The organism is Streptomyces sp. MS06, from assembly GCF_047200655.1.
Lineage (GTDB): Bacteria > Actinomycetota > Actinomycetes > Streptomycetales > Streptomycetaceae > Streptomyces.
Genome location: NZ_JBJZOJ010000125.1, coordinates 1 through 3,647, shown reverse-complemented (window position 1 = coordinate 3,647; position 3,647 = coordinate 1). Strand labels below are relative to the sequence as shown.

At 72.9% G+C, this 3,647-nt stretch carries 2 protein-coding genes; both read right to left on the bottom strand.

Going from position 1 to position 3,647, the window contains the following annotated elements; genetic code table 11:
- On the bottom strand, window positions 1–2,185 hold a 2,185-nt coding region (gene glgB, locus ACL02U_RS32690), incomplete at its 3' end, for a 1,4-alpha-glucan branching enzyme (RefSeq protein WP_412794641.1).
- 5 nt (window positions 2,186–2,190) lie between these two features.
- Window positions 2,191–3,582, bottom strand: a complete 1,392-nt coding sequence (locus tag ACL02U_RS32685) for a maltokinase N-terminal cap-like domain-containing protein (RefSeq protein WP_412794640.1) — start codon at window positions 3,580–3,582, stop codon at window positions 2,191–2,193.
- Window positions 3,583–3,647: the final 65 nt, after the last annotated feature.

Below are 3,647 nucleotides of genomic sequence, written 5' to 3'. Positions count from 1 at the left end.
AGACCGTCGCCAGCGGAGGCAGCGTGAGCCGGACCGCCCCGTCCTGCGGCTTGACCGGGTCGGGGTTGGTGACGTCACCGCCGCCGTAGCGGGCGGCGTCGGTGTTGAGTACCTCGTGCCAGGCCGGCACCTCGCCGGGCACGGCGAGCCGGTAGTCGTGCCGGACCACCGGGGAGAAGTTCGACACCGCCAGCAGCGGACCGCCCTCGGCGTCGTACCTCAGGAACGCGAAGACGTTGTCGTCGGCCGCGTCGCCGGCCACCCACCGGAACCCGTCCGGCACGGTGTCCCGCTGCCACAGCGCCGGGGTGCGCCGGTAGCGCGTGTTCAGGTCCCGTACCAGGGCGCGCACCCCCTCGTGGTCGCCGGCGGCGCAGTTGCCCGGATCCAGCAGCCACCACTCCGGGCCGTGCTGCTCCGACCACTCCCCTCCCTGTGCGAACTCCTGTCCCATGAACAGCAGTTGCTTGCCCGGATGGGACCACATGAAGCCCAGGTACGCACGGTGGTTGGCGCGCCGCTGCCACCAGTCGCCGGGCATCTTCGACACCAGCGCCTGCTTGCCGTGCACGACCTCGTCGTGGGAGATCGGCAGCACGTAGTTCTCGCTGTAGGCGTACACCATCGAGAACGTCATCTCGTTGTGGTGGTACTTGCGGTGCACCGGCTCCTTGGAGATGTACTGGAGCGAGTCGTGCATCCAGCCCATGTTCCACTTCAGCCCGAAGCCCAGCCCGCCGCAGTCGGTCGGACGGGTCACCCCGTCCCAGGCGGTGGACTCCTCGGCGATGGTCACCACGCCCGGCACCCGGCGGTACAGGGTCGCGTTCATCTCCTGCAGGAACGCCTTCGCCGCCAGGTCCTCGTTGCCGCCGAAGACGTTCGGCGACCAGTCACCGGAGTCCCGCGAGTAGTCGAGGTAGAGCATCGAGGCGACGGCGTCCACCCGCAGCCCGTCGATGTGGAACTCCTCGCACCAGTACACCGCGTTCGCGACCAGGAAGTTGCGCACCTCGGTGCGCCCGTAGTCGAACTCGTAGGTGCCCCAGTCCGGGTGCTCGGCCCGCCGCTCGTCCCCGGGCTCGTACAGCGGCTCCCCGTCGAACCGGGCGAGCGCCCAGTCGTCCTTGGGGAAGTGGGCCGGAACCCAGTCCATGATGACGCCGAGGCCGGCCCGGTGGCAGGCGTCGACGAAGTACCGCAAGTCGTCCGGGCCGCCGAGCCGTGCCGCCGGTGCGTAGAAGCCGGTGACCTGGTAGCCCCAGGAGCCGCTGAACGGGTGGTGGGCGACCGGCATCAGCTCGACGTGGGTGAAGCCCAGGTCCCTGACGTACGCGGGCAGTTCCTCGGCCAGCTCGCGGTAGGAGCTGCCCGGCCGCCAGGACGGCAGGTGCACCTCGTACACCGAGAACGGAGCCTCGTGCACCGGCACGTCCCCCCGGTGCGCCATCCACGCGGCGTCCTGCCACTCGTACCGCGAGGCGGTCACGATGGACGCCGTGTCCGGCGGCACCTCCGCCTGCCGGGCCATCGGGTCGGCCTTGAGGAAGCGGGCGCCGTGCCGGGAGGTGATCTCGTACTTGTAGCGGGTGCCCTCCCCGATGCCGGGCAGGAACAGCTCCCACACCCCGGACGAGCCCAGGGAGCGCATCGGGTACTGCGTGCCGTCCCAGTAGGTGAACTCCCCGGCGACCCGCACCCCCCGCGCGTTGGGCGCCCAGACGGTGAAGCGGGTGCCCGCGACGCCCTGGTGGGTCATCGGCTCGGCTCCCAGCGCCCTCCACAACTGCTCGTGCCGCCCCTCCCGGACGAGGTGCAGGTCGAACTCGCCGAGCGCGGGCAGGAACCGGTACGGGTCCTCCACCTCGTACGCGGCGTCCTCGTACGCAACCCGCAGGGTGTAGGCGGGAACCGACTCCAGCGGCAGCACGGCCGAGAACAGCCCGTCCCCCTCGGAGGCGAGCGGGGCGGGCACACCGTCCACCAGGACGCTCACCGCCCGCGCGAACGGGCGCAGCGTCCGGAACAGGACGCCGCCGGGCACCCGGTGCGCGCCCAGCAGCGCGTGCGGGTCGTGGTGGGCGCCGCCCAGCAGGCGCTCGCGGTCCGCCGGGTCCAGCGGCGGCGCGGGCGCCGCGGCGGGCGGGCTGATCGGCTCGGGCAGCTCGGGGTCTCGCAGGGCCACGGAGTTCAGTCTCCTCTCACGGCGAGACGCTCGATCGCCGCCATGGGTACGGGAAGCCAGGCGGGGCGGTGCCTCGCCTCGTAGAGCACTTCGTAGACAGCCCTGTCCGTCTCGTAGGCCCGCAACAGGGCGTGCTTCTTGCGCGGGTCCCAGCCCGCGCGGCCGGCGTAGCCGGCGCAGTACGCCTCCCGGCAGCGGCTCGCCCACTGCGGGCGCCACGGACGGCGCTGCCGGGCCGCGTAGTCGAAGGAGCGGAGCATGCCGGCGATGTCCCGCACCGGTGAGTGGGCGCTGCGCCGTTCGGACAGCGGCCGGGACGGCTCGCCCTCGAAATCGATGACGAACCACTCACGTCCCGCCCGCAGCACCTGACCGAGGTGCAGGTCGCCGTGGATGCGCTGCGCGGGCGGCCCGGGGTCGCACGCGGCGAGCGCCTCGAAGGCCGCCCGCAGCCCCGGCACGAACGGCCGCAGCGCGGTGACGTGCTGGGCGGCCGCGTCCAGGCGGTCCGACATCGCCGCCGCCGTACGGCCGTTCTCGGCGGGACCGCCGAGCGGGAAGGCCGCGGCCAGCGCCAGGTGCACGTCGGCGGTGGCCTGCCCCAGCGCGTACGCCTCGGCGGTGAAGTCCTCGCCGCGGGCCAGCGCCTGGAGGGCGAGTGCCCAGCCGTCGGACGCGTCGTTCAGGAACGGCTGCAGCACACCGAGGGTCGCGTCCTGCGGCCGGCTGGTACGGAACCAGGCCACCGGGGCGGGCACCCGGCCGCAGCCCTGCTCCGCCAGTGCGACCGGTACCTCCAGATCGGGGTTGACGCCCGGCTGGATGCGCCGGAACACCTTCAGGATGTACGCGTCGCCGTACACCAGCGAGGTGTTCGACTGCTCCGCGTCCAGCAGCCGCGGCGCCAGACCCGCCGGCAGCGGCACCGACGGGTCCGACTCGAACTTCAGCGGGCCGAGCGAGCCCGAGTGCCGCATCCGCTCCAGCAGCAGGTGGGCCGAGCGCGGGTCCTGCAAGGCGTCGTACACGGTCAGCCCGGCCAGCGGCCCGTCCTGCGCCCGCCCGATCAACGCCCGGCCGAGCCGGGGCGAGAGATGCTCCTGCACCCCGAGCAGCAACTGGTAGCAGTCGCCGTCGGCCGGCGGCGTCCCGCCGGGCGCCGGGACGCCCGCGTGGACCGCGGTGTCCGGGGGCGCCGCATGCCCGGTGTGGACGAGCAGGTGGAGGCAGCCCGGGAACAGTTCGGTCATGGAGAGCAGACGCAGGTCCATGACGGGCCGGTCCTTGCCGGCGAACCACCGCTGCCGCGGAAGCCAGTCCCGCAGCAGGTCGGCGAGTGAGCCCAGATGCCGGGAGCCGTCGATGCCGCGCGGCTGGAGGATTGCGGTCTTCTGCATGGTGACGCGTCCTTTCCTCGGCGCACGCTCACAGCCGTCGGCCGATGCGGGAGGCGACTCGGGCC

Excerpts from the sequence above, each read along its gene's own strand:
- ACL02U_RS32685 (WP_412794640.1), bottom strand. The coding sequence starts at position 3,582 with ATGCAGAAGACCGCAATCCTCCAGCCGCGCGGCATCGACGGCTCCCGG.